Genomic DNA, 21,135 nt, shown 5'->3' with positions numbered 1-21,135 from the left:
GAGATATAGATGGCGTACACGATCGGCACGATGAACACGAACACGAACACCACCGAAAACGGCCACATGAACTTCCAACCACGCCAATCACGACGATGACGATTCATCTTCCCCGCCGTCTTGGCTACGGGCGCGGCTCCCGATCTGACCATCCTTGGCCCCCTTGTATCAACAACGTTATAGATAAGTCAAAGAAATAGGACAAGTGGCCATCAATCACATCGTTGACAATCCACGACGCAATGTCTCTCCATCCCGTTCTTTAACGTTGTAGTAATCATAACACTGATATACAACTACGGCAACCACATGACGCCCCGTGTTCTCAGGGTTCTCAATTGACTCCTCGGCGTCACGACACTTCGAAGTACGGCGCGTTGTTCGCAACAACCTACCGCTGACGGCGACTCAGCGGCACAAAATTACGAACAGTAGCGCGACGCTCGCAGAAACATGCCGCTGACGGACTCTCAGTGTCACGTTTCTGCAAAGAGGCGGCGGGACTGTAGACAAATTCCAATAACGTGACGAAAAACGTGACAAGAGTTAAAATCTAACTGTTGAAAACGTGACAAAAAACGTGACAAACATATTCGTCACCGACGACCGTCACACATCGACACCGGAAGAAAGGGCTCGCAATGCTCACACGCAAGGCATCGGAACGGCTGGAGGCCTGGAAAGCCAATCCCCGGCACAAGGCCCTGCTCATCACCGGTGCCCGGCAGGTCGGTAAAACAACTCTGGTGAGGGAATTCGCCAAACGGCATTACGACCATTTCGCCGAACTGAACTTCCTGCGGGACCCGTCGGCTGCGACCGTATTCGAAGGCGCGCTCGACGCGAATACGGTCATCGCCAATCTCACGGCATATCTGCGCACTCCGCTTAAGCCCGGCCACACACTGGTGCTGCTCGACGAGATACAGGAATGCCCGGCGGCGCGCACCGCCATCAAATTCCTTGTGGAAGACGGTCGTTTCGACTATATCGAAACCGGTTCGCTGCTAGGCGCGCGCACCAAGGAAGTGGCCTCCTATCCCGTGGGTTTCGAAGAACCGCTTCGCATGACCCCGATGGATTTCGAGGAATTCTGCATCGCCAACGGCGTGCAGGAATCGACCATCGACCTGCTCCACGACCATTTCGTGCAACGGACACCGGTCAGCGCGGCGGTGCACGAGACCATGATGCGGCTGTTCCGCCTCTATGTCGTCGTTGGCGGCATGCCCGACGTAGTGCAACGTTATGTGAATACGCATGATATCGCACAGGTCATCGAGGCGCAGACGAGCCTGTTGTCCCTGTACCGCCTAGACATCGCCAAATACGCCGAAGGCAACGACAGAACCAAGATTCGCGCCATCTTCGATGCGATTCCCTCGCAACTGGACGACAAAAACCGCAGATTCGTGCTGGCCGATCTGAGCAAGAACGCACGGCAAAACCGATACTCAAGCAGTTTTCTATGGCTGTCCGACGCGGGAGTGGCCCTGCCCTGCTACAACGTCAAGGTCCCGATGCCGCCGTTGGAGAACAATGGCAACCGCAGCTTGTTCAAATTATTTATGAACGACACCGGCCTGCTGTGCGCGGCAACGATGGACAACATCCAGTTCGATCTGCTGAGCGGCGACCTAGACGTGAACATGGGGTCGATCACGGAGAACGTCGTGGCACAGGAGCTGCTGGCCCACGGATTTGCCCTGCACTACTTCATCACCTCGCGCATCGGCGAAGTGGATTTCGTGGTGCAGGACGGCAAACGGGTCATACCGGTCGAGGTGAAATCCGGCAACGACTGGAAGCGACACAAGGCGCTGGACAATCTGCTGGGCGTCGAGGACTGGAACCTGCCTGGCGGCTACGTGCTGTGCAAGGGCAACGTCGAGCAGGACGGTCCCGTCACATATCTGCCGCTCTATATGTCCATGTTCCTCAAGCCAACACCGCGCCCAAGCGCACTCACCTACGCCGTGGATCTGTCGGCGCTGAACGAATGAACTGACGACCACAAAGGCAACCGGACGACGGCCCACCAGTGGCACGATATTCGGAAGTCCGGCGTGTTGTTCGCAGAAACCTACCACTGATGGCGACTCAGTGGCACGAAATTGCGAACAATAGCGTGTCGTTCGCAGAAACGTGCCGCTGACGGGCTCTCAGTGGCACGTTTCTGCGAAGACCCGGCGTGTCATCGCAGGTTTGTGACGCTGGCAGCCAAGGTGCGGGCGCGGGTAGGTCGTCTCCGGACCGGCACGCTTACAATGGCGGGGTTGCACACCCGAAGAGAGGGGAACATGATGAGCAACCAGAACGCCACGGACGCGGCACCAACGCACGCGCAGGCGCAGGCGCAAACCGACCTGCACGAAGCGCCGGTCCCCGGCACGCTGCGCAAATCGCTGAAGAACCGCCATATCCAGCTGATTGCGCTGGGCGGCGCCATCGGCACCGGCCTGTTCTACGGCTCCAGCGAATCGATCTCATTGGCCGGACCGTCGATTCTGCTGGCCTATCTGATCGGCGGACTCGCGATCTTCATGATCGTGCGCGCGCTGTCCGAAATGTCGGTCGAGGACCCGAAGGCGGGCGCGTTCAGCTATTACGCGACCCGATATTGGTCCAAGCGCGCCGGCTTCGTCTCCGGCTGGAACTACTGGTTCAACTACATCCTGGTGTCGATGGTCGAGCTCTCCGTCGTCGGCTCCTTCGTCAACTACTGGTTCCCCGCCATCCCGACATGGGTGTCGGCGGCGGTGTTCCTCGTGCTCATCACGGCCACCAACCTGCTGGGCGTGAGCAAATTCGGCGAATTCGAGTTCTGGTTCGCCATCATCAAAATCGTCGCCGTGATCGCGATGATCATCGGCGGCATCGCGGTCGTCATCTTCGCGCTGCCCACCGATTCGGGCGTCAAGGCGTCCTTCGCCAACTGGTTCGCCGTGGGCGACGGCTTCTTCCCGCACGGCCTGATGGGACGCGCCGAGGACGGCTCGTGGACCGGCCTGCTCATGGCCCTCGTCGTCGTGATGTTCTCCTTCGGCGGCACCGAACTCATCGGCATCACCGCCGGCGAAACCGAGAACCCGCGCACGACGATTCCGCGCGCCACCAATGACATCATCTGGCGCATCCTCGTCTTCTACATCGGCGCGCTCGGCGTGATCATGGCGGTCGTGCCGTGGAACGAGATCGACGGCCAGTCGAGCCCCTTCGTGCAGATCTTCGATTCGGTCGGCATCCACGCGGCCGCCGGCATCCTCAATTTCGTGTGTCTGACCGCCGTGATGAGCGTCTACAACTCCGGTCTCTACTCCAACTCCCGCATGCTCTACTCGCTGGCCAAGCAGGGCAATGCCCCCGCATATCTCGGCAGGCTCAATAAGCGCGGCGTGCCGGTGGCGGGCGTGCTCACCTCCGCCGCGATCACCGTGCTCGCGGTCGTCGTGGTGTTCCTGTGGCCCGAGTTCGCGTTCAACTACCTCATGTCGATCGCTACGATCGCCGGCGTCATCAATTGGACGATCATCATGATCACCGAGATGCATTTCCGCCGCGTCGTGGCCTCGGGCAAGGGCCCGGGCGAGCTAGCCGGACTGACCGGTTCCGCGGCGCTTGAGAAGATCCATTTCAAGCTGCCGTTCGCACACGTGACGCCTTATGTCGTGCTCGTTTTCCTCGCGCTCGTCGTCGTGCTCATGTGCTTCTCCCCCAGCTACCGCATCGCCGTCATCGCCGGCGTGATCTGGCTCGCCGTGCTGCTCGTCGCATATCAGGCCACGCAGGTCAAGCGTAAGTAAGGGTTCGCAGGCTACCCGCTTCAGGATTAGTGGCGCGATAATTATTATTACGATAATAATTATCGCGCCACTGGTTTAGGGACTCTTATTCTGCGCCTGATCAGCGCATAGAACATCCACCGACAACGGCGCCTGATGGGACCGAATACCGGCGGACGACAATCCCTCGCCAACACCCCTCCGTTTATTTGATTCGTAATGAGGAAAATAACGCCACAAACCCATAAACCGCTATTTTCAAACGATTTTTCCTGGCTGGATCATAGCCAGCAGCGAATTCGAAGATGGACTCGCAAACCAAAGCGCCGAAGCCGATATACGGCATTGAACAATGTTCGCAAACATGTCGTAAACGTTTACAAAAATGCCAGAACACAGGTATCATGGGTGAGAACACAACCATCCGAGCAAGGAGCTTCGACGACGATGTTCATCCCCCGCTATTACGAAGACCCCGCCACGCTGCACGTCGGAACCGAGCCGAACCGCGCGTATTACGTGCCGGCCTCGCACCGCACCGACACCATCGGCGAGCGCCGAGCCAATTCCGACCGTCTCACGCTGATCAACGGTGATTGGGACTTCCGCTTCTACGCGTCAATCCACGACCTCGACGCCGAGGTGACGCGCGCGCACGCCGCGCACGAGCCCGCCTTCTTCGATGTCGGCTTCGAATCCGACCCGGCCGATGGCTTCACGACGATGCCGGTGCCGGGCGCGTGGCAGTTCCACGGCTTCGACGGCCAGCAATACACGAATATCAACTATCCCTTCCCACTCGACCCTCCGTTCGTGCCCGAGGACACCCCCTGCGGCGTCTATCTGACCGATTTCGAATGGCACGCCGATCCAGCCGCGCCGCGCGCCTTCCTCAACTTCGAAGGCGTGGATTCATGCCTGTATCTGTGGGTCAACGGGCAGTTCGTCGGCTATTCGCAGGTCTCGCATTCCACGGCCGAATTCGACGTGACCGACGTGCTCGAGGAGGGCGGCAACACGCTTGCCGCGCTCGTGCTCAAGTGGTGCGATGGCAGCTATCTCGAGGATCAGGACAAGTTCCGTTGGACCGGTATCTTCCGCGATGTCTATCTGTTGGCGCGGCCGGAGCGGGCGGTGCGTGATTACTTCGTGCATACGCCGATCGCCTGGGAGGGCGCGCAGGCCGCGTCGGCTGAAGTGCGCGTGGATCTGTCCTATTACGATGACGAACCGCTGCCGGTGACGGCCACGCTGTTCGATGCGGAGGGCGGCAAGGTCGCGCGCGCAACGGCTGAGGGTACCGAAATCGCGCTGCCCATCGCCGCCCCGCATCTGTGGAACGCCGAGGACCCGTATCTCTACACCCTCGTATTGGAAACCGCGCACGAGACCATCACCCAGCTCGTCGGCGTGCGCGAGGTGCGCGTGACGCTCGGCGCCGACGGACGCCACGAGGTCGTCGAGGTCAACCGTCGCCCGATCAAACTGCGCGGCGTCAACCGCCACGATTCCGATCCGAAGACCGGACCGGTGATCTCGCAGGCGCAGATCATGACCGACCTCGAGCTGATGAAGCAGCATAACGTCAACGCCTTGCGGACCAGCCATTATCCAAACGCACCGCATTTCTACGATCTCTACGACATGCTCGGCCTCTATGTGTGCGCCGAGGCGGACATCGAAAGCCACGGCGCGTTCATGGCCATCGACCCGGACACCAGCGAGTCGGGAATGCTCACGCGCTGGGGCGAGCTGCTGTCCGACAATCCCGAGTGGGTCGAGGCGCATGTCGATCGCGTGCGGCGCAGCGTCGAGCGCGACAAGAACCACGCCGGCATCATCATCTGGTCGATGGGCAACGAATGCGCCTACGGCTGCGGGTTCGAGGAGGCGCTGAAGTGGACGAAGGGCTTCGATCCGAGCCGTTTGACGCATTATGAGTCCGCGCGATATGTGCCGACGACGCGGATGGGAGCGGACGACGAGGCTTCCACCGCCGATGCCGACACCACCGCCGACGCACCCCGCGCCGGCAGCCAATCCGCCCCCTCCGGCATCGCCGGCGACGACGGCCGCGCCCGCGCCAGCTTCGATTTCACCAATCTCGACCTGCACTCGCGCATGTATCCTCCCGTCGAGCAGATCGACGAATACTTCTCCGAGGCCGGCCCCGCGGGCGACCATTCGAACGGCGAAGACGGCACGAAGGACGACGGCGCGATCCGCCCGTATGTGATGTGCGAATACTCGCACGCGATGGGCAACGGCCCGGGCGACCTCGAGGCCTATCGCGCCCGCATCGAGGCCAACGACGGCTTCGTCGGCGGGTTCGTGTGGGAGTGGTGCGACCATGCGATCGACCGCGGAACGACGCCCGACGGGCGACATCAGTATGCCTACGGCGGCGATTCAGGCGAATATCCGCATGACGGCAACTTCTGCATGGACGGCCTCGTCTACCCCGACCGCACGCCGCACACCGGACTCGACGAGCTGCGCAACGTTAACCGACCGGCGCGCGTCGTCGATTTCCAGCGCATGCCCGCGGACGGGGACGACGCCGACGTCTTCGTCGCCACGCTGCACAATTACCTCGATTTCCTGCCGCTGGGGCGCGTCGTGACGCTGATGTGGGAGCTGTATGTCGACGGCGAATTGGATTCGTATTATCTTTTCGACGAGTCCGACCAAGCCTCGCTCGACGCGATCGCCGCGCACGGCGAGGGGCGCGTGACGCTGCCGGGGCTTGATATTCCGCGGGATATGCAAGGCCGGGTCACGGTGGTGCTGCGGTATCTGACACGGTCCGCGGTCGTCAATCCGGCGGATGGTTCCGAGCTGATGCCAGAGCTGTTCGAACTCGGTTTCGATGAGATCGCCGTGCCGACGGCCGACCGGCGCAACCGCATCACGCTGGCCGAACGCGAGCTGGCGGCCGGGCGCACGGCCGGGTGGATGGGCGAGGTGTTCGGCGAGGAGACGATTCGCGCGGCTGCGGCGGCGGGTGCTCGCCCAACGCCGACCGTCACCGAGCGCGGGACCTCGCTGATCGTCACGGGCGCCGACTTCCGGTATGCGCTCGATACACGCACGGGGTTGTTCTCGACGATGACCTTCGGCGGATGCTCGCTGCTCGCGCGCCCGATGGAACTCGAGGCATGGCGCGCGCCGACCGACAACGATCAGTACGTCAAGGCCGAGTGGCTGCGCGGGCGGTACGATCACGCGGGCGCGCGGGCGTACGAAGTGACGTATGCGGTTGCGCCGGCCGCCGAGGGCACCGACGCAGCAGGCGGTACGCCAGCCGGCTCAACGGCCTCCGATACGACAACCGGCAAACCCGTCAACACGGCGAATGGTTCGCTGGACACCAACGCGACAGACAGCTCGGCGGACATCGATATGACAGCCGAATCCGTCAATATAACGGCTGACGCGTCGGCAGACTCGATGGCCGACTCAACGGGTGAAGCGGTAGTTATCCGCGCCCGGATGGCACTGGTCGCGCCGGTTGTCCAGCCGATCGCGCGCATCGACACGACATGGACGATCCACCCGTCGGGCGCGGTGGAGCTGGCGATGACCGTGGAACGCGATACCCGCTTCCCATCCCTGCCGCGCTTCGGCCTGCGCCTGTTCACGCCGAAGTCGATGGACCACGTGACCTACTGCGGCCTAGGCCCGAACGAAAGCTACGCGGACAAGCGCCGCGCCAGCTGGCATGGCGTGTTCGAGGGCACGCCCGAGACGCTGTTCGAGCCGTATCTCAAGCCGCAGGAGAACGGCAACCATCACGATTGCGACTGGGCGAGCGTCGCCGACGCCAGCTCGGGCGCGGAGCTGGCCTTCCTCGCCGGCCCCGGCTCCCCGGAAACCGGCTTGGAGACCTTCGACTTCCAGGCACTGCCCTACACCGCCGAAGAACTGACGGCCAAGGGGCACCTGCACGAACTCGACCCCGCCGACGCGACGGTGATCTTCATCGGCCATCAGGCCGGCATCGGCTCCAATAGCTGCGGCCCCGAGCTCGCCAAGGAATACCGTCTCGACGGCGCGCACCTGAGCCTCGATCTGACCCTGCGCCCGCGTATGCGCGGCTGACGTCGCGGCGCAGCGAAAGATGCCCGCCGGTCCGTGGATCGGATCCACGGACCGGCGGGCATCTTTTCTCGTGCTTGGCACACATTGCTATGAGAAAAACGAGAAATGCCAGCCTCATTTTCTCCCTTTTCTCATAGCAATATGTGGTTAGCACAAAAAGGGAGCACGCCTATAACACCTGTCATGGCAGGCATTCGTTCGCACGGCTGCGCGAACCACATCAATCGAGATGGGTGGCGACGATGTTCTTGAGCTTGCGCACGACGGGCAGCGTTCCGGCATTGGTGATCTGAACACCGAACAGGAAGGACATGCCGGCGGCCGGATCGTTGATCCAATAGGTGCCGAGCCAACCGTCCCAGCCATATTCGCCGCGGTGCGCGAGCATGCGGGCTTTGCCGGGCTCCTCGAGCACACGCATGAAGCAGTTATAGCCGCAGCCCGGCAGCCAGTCGCGGATATCGCGGCGCTGGTCCTCGAACAAGGCGTTCGTCGTCATCAGGTCGACGGTAAGCGGTTGCAGCAGCCGCACGCCATCGGCCTCGCCACGCCCCATCAGCATGCGGGCGAAGCGCGCGTAATCATCGACGGTCGAGCGCAGGCCGGCGCCACCTGCTTGGAAAGCCGGATCCTCGGTGGCGGCATAGGGCACACCGAGGTGATTGCTGACGGCTTCGACCAGGTTGCCATCAGACGACGCACGTTCGGGGAACATGGGTGCCGCGGGATTGTCATAGGCTGCCGCCAGACGCGGCAGATCCCGCTCACGCACATAAAAACTCGTGTCGCTCATACCCAGCGGCTCGAAGATCTCCTCGCGCATAAAATCGCCGAGACGGCGGCCGGACGCGATTTCGATAATGGCACCGACGATATCGGCGCAGGTGCCATATTCGAAGTGTTCGCCGGGCTGGAAGGCCAACGGCAGCTGGCCCACACGGTTCGCGAACTCGACCGTGCCCATCGGATTGCCATTGCGCAGGCGCGCGTCGACCTCATCGAAGAACGCACTTGCGAGACGACCGGCCTCGTAAGCCTGATTCGGATACACGCAGCCGGCGGTCATCGTCAGCAGATCCTTGACTCGCACATCGCGTTTGACAGGCACCGTATCCTCGCCGTCGCCCGGCTTGAGGCCACCCGCACCGGCCGCTTCCGTGGGGATGCCCGCGGCGATTTCCTCGGCGTAATGCCGGGTGACGCGTTGGTTCGCAAAGCCGGGCAGATACTCGCGCACCGGCGCTTCCAAGTCGAGAATGCCGCGTTCGACCAGCATCATCGCGGCGGTTGCGGTGAGCGGCTTGGTCATCGAATACATGCGGAATACGGTGTCGCGGGTCATCGGCTGGCCTTGAGCGATATTGCGCATGCCGGCCTCGGCATACCAACGTTCACGGCCTTTGTGGAGCACCAGTACATTAACGCCCGCGACCTCGCCACGCTCCACCGCGCGGTTCAGCGCGTCCTGTATCAGCCGCAACGCCGTATCCGCCACTTCATCGTCTCCTTCGTCGCTCCACGAACCGCAATCATCCCCACCATACACCCGCACCACCGTGACGTTTTCTCCACGGTGACGTAAACTCCACGGTGCGGTAATTCACAAAATGGCGGAATATGCCCAAAACGCCATTTACCACACGGTGGGGTTTACGTCACCGTGGAGATTACATCACCGTGGGATGCCGCACCGCATGGCGGCATGGCATAACCGCTATGAATTCGCCGAACGCAGACGCAATTCGTATACGCGCCGCTCGCGTTGCAGGGCGAGCCGCTGACGCTCGTTCTTCCGCGAGCCAACCGCCAGCTTCGGACTCAGTACTTCCCGATACTCGGCCAATGGCACCCCGCTGCACATCGTGTGCAGCGCCGAAGCAACGTCTTGGGTGAATTGCCGCCGGGATTCCTGTTTCCATAAGTCGTCGGCGAAGACCTCGATCACCGACCATCCCATCTGACGCAACCGCCGGCGCTTGGTCCGGTCGCGGACGTATTGATCGCGGAAGCGCCGGTGATGATCGCCATCGTATTCAATGGCGACCTTGTGCTCGGGATATGCCATATCAACCGTGTACGAACGGCGTTCGTCGGCATCCTCGATCACGTATCGCGTCCGCGGTTCCGGAAGCCCGGAGCGCAACAGCGTCAGCCGGCACCGTGTTTCCTGGACGGAATCCGATGCCCGCATCAGTGTCAGCGCAGCTATGCAACGGCGTTTGCCCGGAAACCGGCCGAGGCGCATGATGCGTTCGTTGATTTGTTCTGCCGTGTAATTCCATCGCCGCCGCATCGATTCCAGCAGCGCGACCAACTCATCCACTTCAAGGAATTGCGCGAACTGAGCCCATGTGTCCAGCGGGCTCGTGCAAGTGATGCCGTCGGCGAATCGGACGACAAGAAAGTCATGATTCCAGACATGCACCACGGTGTCGCCTATTTTGGAACGCCGACCGGAAGACCTCGTCACCATATGGAACGGCGCCGGAGATAGTCTTGGACACCGCGGATGTTCCATTTCGCACAGATCGAGCGCGGTGAATAGGGCGAAATGCACCTCGCGATTCACACGCATGCGATCGAGATGGGCACTGCACCGTTGCAATGCCACATCCCGACGACACCTCAACTCGGTACGGACATAGTTCCGAATTTCCCCTTGTGTATGTGCATTCATGCCGCACAGAGTAGCCATTCGGGCGGCTCGTCGCCACCGCAAATCGAGAATTGTGGATAACTTTCCGCGTGTATCGATTTATCCACAATACCGGCGTGTCGCGGCGTTGCGGGACGGCCGCTATCCCGTGACGTCACCTCCACGGTGCGGCAATCTCCACAGTGACACAAACCCCACGGTGGCACAAATCACAAAACGGCGGAATATAGCCAAAACGACGTTTACCGCATGGTGGAGTTTGTGTCACCGTGGAGAAAACATCACGGTGGAGCAGAGCTCGTCCCGTCTCGCTGCCGAAGTGAGCGGCAAACAGGCCACTACGCCCACGCGCCATGCACGGGCAACACCACCGACATTCCCTCACAGGTCTCACCGGAGATCTGACGGACCAGTAAGTCGACGGTGGCCTTTGCCAACCCATCGAATGGCTGGACCACGGTCGGCAATGATGGGTATGCGATCTGATAGACGAACGACCCATCGTAGCCGAACAACATCAAATCATCCGGCACACGGATGCCACGGGACAGCGCCTCTCGCTGAAGAGCCAATGCCACCAGATCGGAGGCGAAGATTCCGTCCACATCCCGGTAACAGTCGAAGAACGCTCTCGCCGTCTCCGCGTAGGTCGAAAACTCGAACTGGTTGAGCCGCAGCTCATAGTCAAAGCAGAACACCCCATGGTCCCGCATATATTCCGCGAATACCGTATGCCGTTTGCCCGAGGGCGTGCGTACCTTGGAAAAGCCAACGAATTGCGCGACCTTGCGGCAACCGTGATCGACCAGCGCCTTTGCGGCTATCAAACCGCCCTGCTCATGATCCGCACTGACCACCGGAATGCGATCATCGAGATTACGGTCAAGCGCCACAATGGGCGCTTTGATGTCGTGATAGTTGATGTCCACGGAATGGCTGCCGATGATGATGCCATCCACTTTGTTCGCAACGAGCATATCCAAGTATTTCCGCTCTTTCGCGGAGGAATGCATGGTGTTGCAGAGAATCATCTTGTAGCCATTACGATCCAACTCATCTTCGATGCAGGAAGCCATGGTGGCGAAAAACGGTTGGACGACATCGGGGATGACCAGCCCAATCAGATTGGTGCGCTGCAAAGACAGGCTGCGGGCAATCTGATTGGGCTGGTAATGCAGTAGGTCGATGGCATCCTGGATCAGGGCCTTCGTCTTGTCCGACATATATCCGCGGCTGTTTAGATAGCGGGACACCGTGTTCTTCGACACCCCGGCCACTCTCGCAACATCCGTAAGCGTGACCATGTATCGTCAGCCCTCCCCTTCTGCACATCAGAGACATTTTCTACTGATTTTAATCTCACATCTCCAGCCCATAGGTGCACAGACGTCCGAGCACGGCAGTGCCGCCGAAGGCCTCGATCGAGGCATCGACGCACGCCTCGTCCGGGAACACGTTCAGGGAATGCACGCTGCGACCGCCATCGAGGAACACCTCCAACGAGCTAGTGTCCGACACCACGCGTATATCGATCATTTCGCGCCCCGATAGCGCCACCGGCTCACTGGTGCACCCCTCGCTCCATCCGTCGGATTGACCGCGATCCACAAGAAACAGACCTCTGGACAGGTCAAGGGTGACGGTTGTCTTTCTTGTCTCGGACGCACGAACGGTCAGCACCACCGAATCAGCGTCACTTGCCTTCAGATTCAATTCCATGTGCATGTCGAAATGAACGCCATCTCCAAGCCGCAACGGCTCCGCTTCGCCGTCAAACAGCAACACGCCGCGTTGCTCCGCGGCGTCGCGGCGCAGCACCCGCAACTCATCGATTGGCTCGAACGCCACCGTGCCGTCCGGCATCATCGTGAGTTGTCTTGGGATGTTGAACGAACCGCACCAGCCATGGCGATAGGTCGGCCCCCAGTCCTTGAACCATGGCATCCACTCCCATTCGTTCGCCCAGCCAATGGCGATGCGGCGCCCGCGCGCATCGAGAAGACTCTGCGACGCGTAGAAGTCGAAGCCTCGGTCCATATCCTGCGACACCGTGGGCACGAACCGCCCGGTATCGTAGTCGAAGTCACCGGTCCAATAGACTGCGGTATGATCCCCGGCCCCCATGGGCGAACAAGTCAGCACCCAGCGATCCCCCAAGGGGAAGAAATCCGGGCACTCCCACATATGGCCCCACTCTCCGCGGGAAGCATGCAGCACTCCGACGTACTCCCAGGCCAAAGCATCGGGCGAGCGAAATAGCAGCGCCGCTCCCCTGCCGTGGAAACGCGCGCCAACCACCATATAGTATCCGCCATCATGCTCCCACACCTTGGGGTCGCGGAAGCAATCGCCATCGACGCCCTCCGGCGCCTCGATCACAGGATTGCCCTCGTATTTGCGAAAATGCACGCCGTCGTCGCTGATCGCCACGTTCTGCGTTTGCACGACACCGTGACCGTGATAGGCGCTTCCCGTGTAGAACAGCAGAAGCTTGCCGTCCTTCTCTATGGCGCTCCCGGAGAAACAGCCGCCCTTGGGATAGTCGTCATATGGCTCGCTTGGCGCCAAGGCTATCGGCAGATGATCCCAATGCAGCAAATCATCGCTCACCGCATGCCCCCAGTGCATCGTCCCCCAGAAACCGTCATAGGGATTGAACTGATAGAAGGCATGGTATTGACCGCGGAAGAATATCAATCCATTGGGATCATTGATCCAGCCACAGGGCCCCATGAGGTGGAATCTCTGGCGTAGATTCGATTCCGACACCACGGCCGACGCCCGATCGATATGGGCCTGCGCGCGCTCGATGACCTGCTGCATGTAAGTAGACATCGGATTCCTTTGTGTGAATTCAGCCTTTGACCGCTCCAGCAAGCATTCCGGAAACCAGATAACGCTGCAGGAAGAAGGAAATGATGATGACAGGGAAGGAGAACAGCACCGCGGCCGCGGTCATCGGCCCCAGATCAAGGCTGTAGGAAGTCAGGAACTCGGACAGCGCCACCGGCACCGTCTTCGCCTCGCTACTGGTGAGCAGCAATGCCACCAGGAAATCGTTCCAGCCAAGCAGGAAGGTGAAGATACCCGTGGAAATCAAACTGGGCGTGACCACAGGAAGGATGACCCGGACGAACGCCCGGAGAGGACCGGCGCCATCGACGGCCGCCGCCTCGTCAAGATCCGCGGGCACCTCCTTGAAGAAAGAGATCATCATCCACAGCACGAACGGCATGTTCACGCCGGCATAGACGACGCACAGCACCAAAAGATAGTCATAGAAGCCAAACTGCTGGACCAGCGAGTAAATCGGGACCACAATCGACGACATCGGAATCATCTTCAGGCACAGCACCAGGATGAGCAGTACATTGCTGAAACGGCTCATCGCCGTACGCGAAATGGCGTAGGACGCCAACGCCCCCAGCAACAGGCAGATCACAGTGCTCACCAATGCCGCGACAAAGCTATTGGCGAAGTAACGGCCTATGTCGGAAGTGAGGAAGACCTTCTCATAGTTTTCGGTCGACCAGCTTTTCGGGAAGAACGTCGGATTGACCGAAATCACATCCCCCGACGGCTTGAACGACGAGAACAGCATGTACAGATATGGGAAGATGAACCCGAGCAGGCAGACGATCGCCAGCACGTACATCAGGATGATCCAAGCGTTGTCACGCCGGTTCCGTCCGAACTTTTCATGGAACATGACATTCACCTGCCCTTGTCACGCCGGCCCATGACAAACTGGGAGACCAGCGTCAGACCGACCAGCACGATAATGAAGATCACCGCCATGGCACTGGCATAGCCGACGTCGCCATAACGCTGAAGCATCTTGTAGATATGGATGCTGAGCAACTCGGAGGAGCCTTGGGGACCGCCCTGGGTCATGGCCCAAATGATGTCGAAGGTCCGGGCGGCATCGATGACGCGAATCACCAGGGCACTGAACAGCACGCCGCGGATGTTCGGGAGGATGATATGCCAGATCAGCTGCCATTTGTTGGCACCCTCGACGGTCGCGGATTCGTAAAGGCTTTCAGGAATGGTCTGGATGCCGGCGAGGAACATCAGCATCATGAACGGCGTGGTCAGCCACACATCGGCGATGATGCATGCCGTCAGCGCGAATTTCGAGTCGGACAGCCACAGGATGCTGTCAGTCGATTGCAGGACCCCCAGTTTGACAAGCAGCACATTGACGATGCCGAACTGACCGGAAAGCATGAATTTCCACACCAGACCGGCCACCAACGGCGCGATCATCAACGGCGAGAGAATCAGGGTGCGGATGCCTTTGAAGCCTCGGTATTTATTCGTCAGAACGATGGCAAGAGCCAACCCAAGCACCGTCTCGAAACCGACCGCAACCACCACATATATCAGGGTGTTCCATGAATCATTCAGGAACTGGGGCGAGGCGAAGGCCTTAAGATAATTCTTCAGGCCGACGAATGTTCTTCCATCATATTTATCGCCGACATCGAAGAAACTGTCGTATACCAGCTTGAGCAGTGGGAACAACAGGAACGCCGACATGAACAGGCCCGCCGGCAGAAAGAACAGACACAGGGTTTTGCGGCTGAACGTCGAGCTCAGCATACGCGTCCGGCCCGATGCCGGCTGCGGGTTTCGTTTTGTCATCATCACTCCCTAAATCACAAGTCGACCCTGTCAGGAGGGGGCGTGGCGCATCCGGCCACGCCCGCCTCGTCAACTCATCAGCCCAGCAGATCCTTGATCGATTGTTGGGCCTTCTCCAGCTCCGCTTTGGCATCCGCGCCCTTCAATGCATTCTGCACCATCGGAGACAGCACCTCCGTCTCGATCTGCGTCCACATCTTGATCGCAGGACGATTCTGCGTCTGCTTGGAGTCAAGGGTCGTCTGCAACGCCTTGACGTGCGCGTACTCGGGATTGTCCGCATACTTCTCGAACACGGATTTGCGCGCGGCCACACCCAGGGAGGTCATGTAGCCCTCGTTCTTGCCATACATGAACTTGAGGTACTCCTTGGCGGCATCCTGCTTCTTGGAATTCTTGAGCACGACCTCGTACCACGGACCGGGAATGGCGCCGATACCGGCGGAGCCGCCGATCATCGGGGCTGCGCCGACCTTGTCGCCGAGTTCCTTGGCGGAGGACAGGTAGAAGTGTCCCCAGGTCAGCTGCATCGCTAGCTTGCCCTGGTTGAACAGGTTGGAGATCTCCGACGTGCCGAGCGACAGGTAATCGGCGGGAATGGATTCGTCATCCACGAGCTTCTGCATGTATTCCAGCGCCTCGGCATAGGCCGGATCATCCAGATCGGGTTGATTGTTCTCATCCACGACCAGATTTTCGGCGCCGGCCTGGGTGGCGAACTCAAGCCACCCGGTGACCGAGTCCGCGCCGGTCTGACCGATCATCGCCGTGCCATACATATCGTCACGAGTGAAGAACTTCGCGGCGTCTCGATATTCGTCCCACGTGGTCGGAACCTTCAGGTCATAGCCATATTCCTGCTTGAACTGCTGCTGGTTGTTCGGATCCTCGAAGAGGTCCTTGCGGTAAAGCAGCACCTTCGAGTTCGTCCACACCGGCACGCCCAGCTGCTTGCCATCAACCTTGCCGCCGTCCTCAAGCTGCGGCATAAGGTCCTCTTTGTCCTCGGCGCTCAGGACATCGCCCACATCGGACAGTCCCTTGGCCAGCGCGGGGAACCACAGCACATCGATGACGGCGATGTCATGCGTGGCACGGCTGGAATCGGTCTCCGCCTTGAGCTTGTCATACAGACCGGAATACGGCGAGGTCTCGATGTTGATCTTATAGCCGGTCTTCTTCTCAAATTCCGCCGCAGTGTCACGCGCCACGCTCTCGGCGGGGCCACCGCCCTCGACCAGCAGGTTCAGCGTCTTGTCATCGGCGGAATTGCCGCTGCCGCATGCCGCCATGGATAGCAGGGAAGCGACCACCGCACCCGCCGCAATTGTTTTCCTCAACGTCGTTCGCATGTTTTTCCTTTCTCCACATTGAGACGCCTTCGATCAGGCAAGCACTATGATAACCGCTTAACAGAAATATGTCAACCGATAAATACAAATGCTTGATTTTTCTTTATTTTTAAGCATTATTCATATATGTTTATCGCTTGATATAGTATAACAACTACGCTATGGCTAAACATCGTGCATAGCGACCGGAGCAAAGGAGCATCCATGATCGACAACCTCTACGACGTGACCACATGGCCTCGGGGCGACGCCCACCAAGACATCGGCGAAGTGATCAACGACATCATCTCCGACATAAAGGCACATCAGAATCGCACCGACGTCGACGGCGGCGGGCGCCCCGGCGCGGCGATCCTCATTCCCTCCGGCGACTACCATCTGCGCACCCAAGTCATCATTGACATCAGCTATCTCAAAATCATGGGCACCGGGCACGGCTTCGTGTCCTCTTCCATTCGCTTCAATACGCCACGCGACCGCTGGCCCGACATGCATGACCTATGGCCCGGAGGCAGCCGCATCCTGGTGGATCTCGAACCCGACGGCACCCCACGGTCCGGCGTGGCGTTCCTCATCGAACGTGACGGCGAGCCACGCATCAGCTCCGTCGAGTTCGAGAACTTCTGCATCGACGGCCTTCACTTCGTCGCCGACGGCACCGAAACCGACCCGGAGAACACCTATCTCAACGGAAAAACCGGCATCATGGCCGTCAGCCCGCATGATTCGTTCCGCATCAACGGCATGGGCCTGGTCTATCTGGAGCACGGCATAGTCATGCATCACGCGGATGCACTGAGCATCCACGATAACTTCATCGCCGAGTGCGGCAACTGCATCGAATTGCTCGGGTCCGGCCAAGCCTCCAAAATCACCGACAACCTCATCGGCGCGGGATATCGCGGACATTCCATCAGCGCCGAGCATTTCGGAGGATTGCTCATAGCGGGCAACAACGTCTTCCCCCGTGGAGCCGACACCGTTCGTTTCCTCGATGTGGCACGATCTTCAATCACAGCCAATCGATTCCACGCGTTTTATCCGGGAGTAATCGAGCTCAAGGGAATATGCTGCGAGAATCTGGTGTCCTCCAACCATATCTACCGCTCCCATGAGCCATGGGCTCCGATGTTCGGCTTGGACAACGGACTTGACGACACCCACGGCCTGATCACAGTGGAGGGCAATAACAACACCATCGTCGCCAATCATATTTCCGACATCATCGACACGGAGCATATTCGCCCTGCCGGAGCCGTTCCGGTAGCCATTCGAATCAGCGCCGGCACAGGCAACTACATTGCCTCCAACCATATTTTCGCAGCTACTGAAGCCGCGCCGGAAAGCGATTCCGACTCATGCTTCGACGCACAAGTCGGGGCGATGACCGCTATTGCGAATGCACGCCCCATTGACATCACCGCAGTCATCGTCGACGACACAGCCACCGGCAACATTGTGCTCGACAGTGGCACGGACAGCCAAATCACAGCGAATCGACAGGTCAACGTCGTGCGACCGCTGCCGTCCGACATCCACCCCTCCACGGTGACACAAACCCCACGGTGACACAAACTACAAAACGGCGGAATATAGCCAAAACGACGTTTACCGCATGGTGAGGTTTGTGTCACCGTGGAGATTGTGGCACGGTGGAACGAGATGACGCGCAAAAACGGCGAGGCCGCCGACCCGGGGTTACCGGATTGGCGGCCTTTGCATCAACGGTTGCGGCTATAGCCGCAGCGGCTCACTGCACCTGGGTGCGGGCGATCTTGCCGTTGAAGGACTGAGCCATATCGGCGTCGGCGTCCACGTTGTTGTTCCAGGAGAACATGGCGCGCAGCTTCGGGCCAACGGTCTCGAGGTGCGGGTGGCTGTACTCCTCCTGCAGAGCCTTGAACTTCGGGGCGCCAGCGGCCTGGTCATCCATGAACTCCTTGGCGAAGGAGCCGTCCTGGATGCGCTGCAGCTGGTACTGCATACGCTTCTTGGTCTCCTCGGTGATGACCGTGGAGGTGTAGTCGCCGTACTGGGCGGTGTCGGAGCAGGACCAACGAGCCTTGTTCAGGCCACCCTCGTTGGCCAGGTCGACGAGCATCTTGAGCTCGTGGAACACCTCGAAGTAGGCGATCTCCGGCTGGTAGCCAGCCTCGGTCAGCACGTCGAAGCCGAGGTCGCACAGGTGGTTGATGCCACCCATGAGCACGTCCTGCTCGCCGAAGAGATCGGTCTCGGTCTCTTCCTTGAACGTGGTCTTGATGGCGCCGGCGCGCAGAGCGCCGAGGGCCTTGGCGTAGGCAAGGCAGGTGTCCCAGGTCTTGCCATCCGGGTCCTGCTCGACGGCCACGACGACCGGGACGCCACGGCCAGCGGCGTACTCACGACGCACGATATGGCCCGGGCCCTTCGGGGCAACCATGAAGATGCCGTGGTCCTCGGACGGCTTGATGTAGCCGTAGTGGATGTTGAAGCCGTGGGCGAAGGCCAGCGCGGCGCCCGGCTTCAGGTTCGGAGCGATCTCCTCGTTGTAGACCTTGGCCTGGAACTGATCCGGCAGAAGGATCATCACGACATCGCCCTCGGCGGTGGCCTCGGCGACGGACTTGACCTCAAGGCCCTGCTCCTTGGCGTACTCGACGGACTTCGAGGACGGGCGCAGGCCCACCACGACGTCGACGCCGGAGTCGCGCAGGTTCAGCGCGTGGGCGTGGCCCTGGGAGCCGTAGCCGATGACGGCGACCTTCTTGCCCTCGAACACGGACAGGTCGGCGTCCTTCTCATACCAGATGGTTGCTGCCATTATTGGCACTCCTTTATTTATTGGTGAAAACTCTTCGTTTTCGCTTATCCACTAGATTGCGGATGGTGTCGTACTCAAGGATTTTGTCCTCAAACCGAGCACCATCTTACCCAAGGCACGGCCTAAGCCGCGTCCCGTTCCATTTATTGGTCAGGCTTCGGTCACCCTCCGCCTGACCACGGTTATAAGCCGACCTCACTTCGTGAAATCGACGTTCTTGGCTGAGCTGCCCGGCGGAGAGCCCGGTGTGCTCTCCGTAGGCGAAGGGAGCGGCTATGCCGCGACGATGAAACGATGAAGGGCGATTTCACTTCGTGAAATCGACGTTCTTCGTTTCATGGCAAGACAGGATGGCGATCAGCGCGCACACGGCCATCACGCCGAGGTAGAGGCCCACGGAATGCACGCCCCAGTTGGAGGACAGCCAGGTGGCGATCGTCGGCACGAAGGCCGCGCCGACGATGGCGGCGAGGTTGTAGGCGATGCCGGAGCCGGAATAGCGCACGTTCGCGTCGAACAGCTCGGGCAGGATGGCGCCGATCGGGCCGAAGGCGCAGCCCATCAGCGCGAAGCCGATGCACAGGAACGCCATGTTGGCGGCGAAGTTGCGCTGGCCGACGACCTCCGCGTTGAGCAGGAACGGGAACAGCGCGGCGAACACCACCAACGCCACGGAGGAGAAGATGATCACGCGGCGACGGCCGAGCTTGTCGGCGTTGACGCAGGAGATCACGATGAACGCGGCGAACACGCAGACGGCGACCATCAGCATGAGCAGGTATTCCTGGTTGGTGAAGCCGAGGCCACCGCCGCCCTGGCCGGCTTCCTTGGTGCCCCAAGCGAGCGACCACGTGGCCAGCGTGTAGAACAGCGTGTAGGTGACGGCGACGAGGAAGGTGCCCTGCAGCACCTGCAGCCAAGACTTCTTGAACACCTCGGTGAGCGGGGACTTGACGACCTTCTTCTGCTCCTGGGCCATGCGGAAGATCGGGGTCTCCTCCATATGCACACGCACGACCAGACCGACGATCACGAGGATCGCGCTCAGCAGGAACGGCACACGCCAGCCCCAGGCCATCATCGCGGCCTCGTCATTGAAGGATTCCAGCAGGAAGTAGGTGCCGTTGGACAGGAAGAAGCCGATCGGCGCGCCCAGCTCCGGGAAGGAGCCGTAGAGCGCGCGCTTGCCCTCGGGGGCGTTCTCGGTGGCGACCAGCGCGGCGCCGGACCATTCGCCGCCCAGGCCGATGCCCTGCACGAAGCGGCAGAGGCACAGCACGGCGACGGCGAACACGCCCCACATGTCATAGGTGGGCAGGCAGCCGATGAGGAAGGTGGCGATGCCCATGGTGAGCAGCGAGACCACCAGCGTGGTCTTGCGGCCCATGCGGTCGCCGAAGTGGCCGAACACGAGCGAGCCGAGCGGGCGCGCGATGAAGGCGATGGCGAAGGTGAGCAGCGAGGCGAGCAGGGCGACGGTCGGGTTCGAGGTGTCGCCGAAGAATACCTTCGGGAAATAGTTCGCCGCGGCGGTGCCGTAGGCGTAGAAATCATAGAATTCGATGGCGGTGCCGACCATGGAGGCCGCGATGACGGTTTTCACCGAGTCACGGGCCATAGCTTCCAGCTTGCCGGTCGCCGTTTTGCCAGTCGTGGGTTCGACTGAGGACATGGGATTGCTCCTGGGTTATTGCGCGCCGAAACACCGACGCGGATATTCTTCTCTATTTTCAGGCTCGTCGCCGATGGCGCCTTGTGGGCGGGCAACGAAAAAGCCCCGCGGTTACGCAGGGC

At 60.3% G+C, this 21,135-nt stretch carries 13 protein-coding genes and 1 pseudogene; 4 read left to right on the top strand and 10 right to left on the bottom strand.

Annotation, left to right across the window (positions count from 1 at the left end; genetic code table 11):
- A pseudogene (locus AC1AUD_RS12770) lies at positions 1-152 on the bottom strand (carbohydrate ABC transporter permease); the annotation flags it as partial.
- Positions 153-641: 489 nt separating this feature from the next.
- On the opposite strand from AC1AUD_RS12770, the gene AC1AUD_RS12765 reads away from it, so the two are divergent.
- From AC1AUD_RS12765 to AC1AUD_RS12755, 3 genes are all read left to right on the top strand, one after another.
- Positions 642-2,003, top strand: a complete 1,362-nt coding sequence (locus tag AC1AUD_RS12765; RefSeq protein ID WP_476574759.1) for an ATP-binding protein — start codon at positions 642-644, stop codon at positions 2,001-2,003.
- A gap of 297 nt (positions 2,004-2,300) precedes the next feature.
- On the top strand, positions 2,301-3,803 hold the full coding sequence (locus AC1AUD_RS12760; protein WP_476574758.1) for an amino acid permease: 1,503 nt from the start codon (positions 2,301-2,303) through the stop codon (positions 3,801-3,803).
- Between the two features lie 426 nt (positions 3,804-4,229).
- Positions 4,230-7,883 (top strand): glycoside hydrolase family 2 TIM barrel-domain containing protein, encoded by a 3,654-nt coding sequence (locus AC1AUD_RS12755; protein ID WP_476574757.1) that lies wholly within the window; start codon positions 4,230-4,232, stop codon positions 7,881-7,883.
- A 220-nt stretch (positions 7,884-8,103) separates the two neighbouring features.
- Here AC1AUD_RS12755 and AC1AUD_RS12750 read toward each other — a convergent pair whose 3' ends face one another.
- The 7 genes from AC1AUD_RS12750 to AC1AUD_RS12720 all read right to left on the bottom strand — a co-directional run bounded on the left by AC1AUD_RS12750 (position 8,104) and on the right by AC1AUD_RS12720 (position 16,538).
- On the bottom strand, positions 8,104-9,378 hold the full coding sequence (locus AC1AUD_RS12750) for a serine hydrolase domain-containing protein (protein ID WP_476574756.1): 1,275 nt from the start codon (positions 9,376-9,378) through the stop codon (positions 8,104-8,106).
- Positions 9,379-9,597: 219 nt separating this feature from the next.
- Positions 9,598-10,494 carry a DUF559 domain-containing protein gene (locus AC1AUD_RS12745; protein ID WP_476574755.1) on the bottom strand — a complete coding sequence of 299 codons (897 nt, stop codon included), beginning with the start codon at positions 10,492-10,494 and terminating at the stop codon, positions 9,598-9,600.
- A gap of 383 nt (positions 10,495-10,877) precedes the next feature.
- Positions 10,878-11,843 carry a LacI family DNA-binding transcriptional regulator gene (locus AC1AUD_RS12740; RefSeq protein ID WP_476574754.1) on the bottom strand — a complete coding sequence of 322 codons (966 nt, stop codon included), beginning with the start codon at positions 11,841-11,843 and terminating at the stop codon, positions 10,878-10,880.
- 55 nt (positions 11,844-11,898) lie between these two features.
- Positions 11,899-13,374 carry a glycoside hydrolase family 32 protein gene (locus AC1AUD_RS12735; RefSeq protein WP_476574753.1) on the bottom strand — a complete coding sequence of 492 codons (1,476 nt, stop codon included), beginning with the start codon at positions 13,372-13,374 and terminating at the stop codon, positions 11,899-11,901.
- Between the two features lie 19 nt (positions 13,375-13,393).
- Positions 13,394-14,194, bottom strand: a complete 801-nt coding sequence (locus AC1AUD_RS12730) for a carbohydrate ABC transporter permease (RefSeq protein ID WP_476574761.1) — start codon at positions 14,192-14,194, stop codon at positions 13,394-13,396.
- Between the two features lie 59 nt (positions 14,195-14,253).
- Positions 14,254-15,189, bottom strand: a complete 936-nt coding sequence (locus AC1AUD_RS12725) for a carbohydrate ABC transporter permease (RefSeq protein ID WP_476574752.1) — start codon at positions 15,187-15,189, stop codon at positions 14,254-14,256.
- Positions 15,190-15,263: 74 nt separating this feature from the next.
- Entirely contained in the window at positions 15,264-16,538 is a 1,275-nt protein-coding gene (locus AC1AUD_RS12720) for an ABC transporter substrate-binding protein (RefSeq protein WP_476574751.1), read from the bottom strand.
- Positions 16,539-16,742: 204 nt separating this feature from the next.
- Between AC1AUD_RS12720 and AC1AUD_RS12715 the strand changes: the two genes are divergently transcribed.
- Positions 16,743-18,107 carry a right-handed parallel beta-helix repeat-containing protein gene (locus tag AC1AUD_RS12715; protein ID WP_476574750.1) on the top strand — a complete coding sequence of 455 codons (1,365 nt, stop codon included), beginning with the start codon at positions 16,743-16,745 and terminating at the stop codon, positions 18,105-18,107.
- Positions 18,108-18,288: 181 nt separating this feature from the next.
- On the opposite strand, the gene ilvC is transcribed toward AC1AUD_RS12715, so the two are convergent.
- Together ilvC and AC1AUD_RS12705 are read right to left on the bottom strand one after the other, a co-directional pair.
- Positions 18,289-19,341 carry a ketol-acid reductoisomerase gene (gene ilvC / locus AC1AUD_RS12710; protein WP_476574749.1) on the bottom strand — a complete coding sequence of 351 codons (1,053 nt, stop codon included), beginning with the start codon at positions 19,339-19,341 and terminating at the stop codon, positions 18,289-18,291.
- Positions 19,342-19,648: 307 nt separating this feature from the next.
- Positions 19,649-20,959: an MFS transporter gene (locus AC1AUD_RS12705; RefSeq protein ID WP_476574760.1), complete on the bottom strand. Its 1,311-nt coding sequence runs from the start codon at positions 20,957-20,959 to the stop codon at positions 19,649-19,651.
- Positions 20,960-21,135: the final 176 nt, after the last annotated feature.

This window comes from Bifidobacterium sp. LH_730 (genome assembly GCF_056355835.1).
This window is presented reverse-complemented; position numbering and strand designations above follow the sequence as displayed.